Genomic DNA, 3221 nt, shown 5'->3' on the forward strand with positions numbered 1-3221 from the left:
ATATTATTTACATTCGTTTCTTATTTTATATTTTTTTCTCACATTTGTCGAGAGCAAATAAGAACCTAGCCAAACGTATTCTTTCTCTCTGCTTATTACTTAGTGTAAAATAATGTTATCGGAATTTCAATTGGAGGTAATAAAATATGAAATGGCAACAACTCCCCTTAGGGGCACTTCAAACGAACTGTTACATTGTAGAAAATTCGGACCGTTCATGTCTAATTATTGACCCAGGCGGCGAAGGGAAAAAGCTTATTCATTTGTTGAGCAATAGAAAACTGAAACCACTTGCCATTTTCCTAACTCATTCGCATTTTGATCATATCGGGGCTGTCGATGAAGTAAGGGACTTTTATAAAATTCCAGTTTATCTTCACAAACAGGAAGAAAAATGGCTAGGAGACCCTGCCCTAAATGGATCGCAATTTTTTATGATTCAGGATTCTTTAAAGGTTAATCCTGCTGATCATTTGATCAAAAATGAAGGCGTTATGCAAATTGGCGATTTTGAGTTTCGCATTTTTCATACCCCTGGTCATTCACCTGGAAGTGTCTCTTATTATTTTGAAAAGGAAGGGTTCATAATATCTGGAGATGCACTTTTTCAAGGCAGCATTGGTCGGACAGACCTAGCGGAAGGGAATGGAGCACAGTTATTAAAAAGTATCCATGATAAGCTGCTTGTCTTACCTGAAGAAACGTATGTATTATCTGGTCATGGACCAGTGACAACTATTGGTGCAGAAATGGACAGTAATCCGTTTTTGAATGGATTTTAGAAGTTAGAGGAGACAATATAGAAAAACCCTTCTCAACCGGAGAAGGGTTTTTCTGGGGGATATTCTATTCTAATATGGGAGGGGATAAAGTTTAAGCTACTAACCTAACAATATTATAAAGTTAACACTGTGTCAATAGTGTTTATTTAAAAAGGAGCATGTATGAACACATTTTTTAACACATTATTTTCAAGTGCATCCAATAAATTAATTAGCTACGCAAAATATATTGAGGCAGCCTTATATCATCCTGAATTCGGTTATTATATGAGGGACAAACAGAAAATTGGGCGGCAAGGAGATTTTATCACAACAAGTAATATTTCGGACATATATGGAAGGATGATGGCAAAGTGGTTTTTTCATGTTTGTAAGCGGGCGCAACTTGAACCTGTATTTTGTGAACTAGGTGCGGGAAATGGTCGTTTTGCGAAAGCATTTTTACATGAATGGATGGAAACGATTCAAACCCCATTAACCTATATTATTGTTGAAAGCAGCCCATTTCATCGGAAATTACAACGGGAATTATTTATGACTGATTTTCCAATTGTCCAAGTGGAAAGCTTAAACGAAGTTGCAGCATTTGAGGGAATGATTTTTTCCAATGAACTCTTTGATGCCTTACCTGTTCATGTCATAGAAAAGCAAAATGGGAAACTTTATGAAATTATGGTAGGGATTCGTAATGATGAACTTTTTGAGCAAAAAGTTCCCTTAACCAATTCAGACATCCTATCCTTTTTACGGGAAAGTAAGATTGAACTAACGGAACAGCAGCGGATAGAAATCCCGTTAGCTATGGTGGAGATGCTGAGGGAAATTTCTCGTTCATTGTTAAAAGGGTTTGTAGTGACAGCAGATTATGGATATACAAATGAAGAATGGATGGATCCTAGAAGGGCAAAGGGGAGTTTGAGAGGTTATTTTCAGCACCAGATGGTTGACGATGTTTTGCTTCAGCCAGGGGAAATGGATATCACCACCCATATCCATTTTGATTATCTCATTCAAAAAGGTGAACAGGAAAATGTAAACCTTATTACAAAACTCCGGCAGGATGAATTTTTATTAAAGGCAGGTATTCTGAAAGAATTAGCGAACCATTATGATCCTAATCCATTTTCTGAGGTAAGCAAACGAAATCGTGCAATTCGCAGTTTAATTATGCCCTCAGGGATTAGTTCCTATTTTCACGTGGTCATCCAGCAAAAAGGGCTTAATCTAAGTCCGAATGACGTTTTTATTGAATAAGGCTCTTTTCGTAAACTTAGTTGCATTTGGAGCTTTATAAGGGTCATTTACTAAGTTTCTAGGCAATTTTCGCCAATGTTCTTACGAAATGACAACGAGGAATCAAGTTTACGGGTTGATGATCATATTCGAAAACAACCATCTATGCGAAAATAGCCTTGAATAAAGAAAAAAACGCCGGAGTATCCGGCGTTTTTTCTAATTGTTTCTTAATGTCCTGCACCAGGCACCATCATAAACGTTGTCCAATAAGTGAAGCCCGCGAAGAAAATGGTTAAGTATGCTCCGAATACCCACAAATACATGCGCTCGGATAGTTTTAGATAGCTGAGCAGAACAAAAAAACCTGTTTGGGCTAAGAATAACAGTGCCGTTTTATCCAAATCTCCAAGATAAAACATTACTGTAAAAATGCCCGTCCAGAAACCACAAACTCTGAACATGCGTTCCATATGTATCCCTCCTTTTACCCTGCGATACCATCATTACAATATTATAAAGTAAGAGGAGGTATAATGTAAATAATGGTTTCGAATTAGTTTGTTACCAGCGCTTGATATGAACAAGTTTCACATCCCGAAATAATATTTTCTTTTTCAATTAACTCAACGGATTCAAACAATGCTCCAAACATTCCCTTAAGGAATTCATGGTGCATACTACAAACCGTTTCCGAATGTTCTTCGGCTACTTCTTTGAAAGGACAATTGAATATTTGGAAATAGATTTTTGTTTTTTCACCGTTTGCTTCAAATTCAGGATAGAAACCCGCTAGAGTTGCAGCGCTTTTTAGTATTGTTAGCTTTTGTTCAAATTCTAATTCCTCGCCAAACGCTCTTTTTGCTTTTTCTTGTTCAATCACTTCAGTACCAAACCGTTTTCCAGTTAGATAAAGTGCTTTTTTTCCAGCTTCTCCGAGTGAAATCATGGTTTGGATTGCGACTTTAGATAAAAGCATGTAGTCACGATATGGGAAATGCAGCTGAATGACATCATCTGATAAACGATACAATCTGCTTGGTCTGCCGCCTTTACCCGTTTTCTTTGTTTCAGATGCTAACATATTCACATCTTCAAGCTTAGATAAATGCAGTCGTGCAACATTCGGGTGAATATTAAAGTTTTCTGCCACCTCTTGAACTGTTACTTCTTGATGGCGTTTGGTAATGTATTGATAAATATAGT

At 37.0% G+C, this 3221-nt stretch carries 4 protein-coding genes; 2 read left to right on the forward strand and 2 right to left on the reverse strand.

Features of this window, described 5'->3' with window-relative positions; genetic code table 11:
- Positions 1-146: 146 nt before the first annotated feature.
- Positions 147-782, forward strand: a complete 636-nt coding sequence (locus tag V7137_RS29590; RefSeq protein ID WP_335701373.1) for an MBL fold metallo-hydrolase — start codon at positions 147-149, stop codon at positions 780-782.
- Between the two features lie 162 nt (positions 783-944).
- Positions 945-2036 (forward strand): class I SAM-dependent methyltransferase, encoded by a 1092-nt coding sequence (locus V7137_RS29595; protein WP_335701374.1) that lies wholly within the window; start codon positions 945-947, stop codon positions 2034-2036.
- A 209-nt stretch (positions 2037-2245) separates the two neighbouring features.
- Here the strand turns inward: V7137_RS29595 and V7137_RS29600 are convergent, their stop codons facing one another.
- A complete protein-coding gene (locus tag V7137_RS29600; protein ID WP_335701375.1) occupies positions 2246-2488 on the reverse strand; it encodes a DUF2626 domain-containing protein in 243 nt (80 codons plus the stop codon).
- Between the two features lie 83 nt (positions 2489-2571).
- Positions 2572-3221: helix-turn-helix transcriptional regulator (locus tag V7137_RS29605; protein WP_335701376.1), on the reverse strand; the 650-nt coding region annotated here is incomplete at its 5' end.

The sequence above is a fragment of the Neobacillus drentensis genome, assembly GCF_036962765.1.
Lineage (GTDB): Bacteria > Bacillota > Bacilli > Bacillales > Cytobacillaceae > Neobacillus > Neobacillus drentensis_C.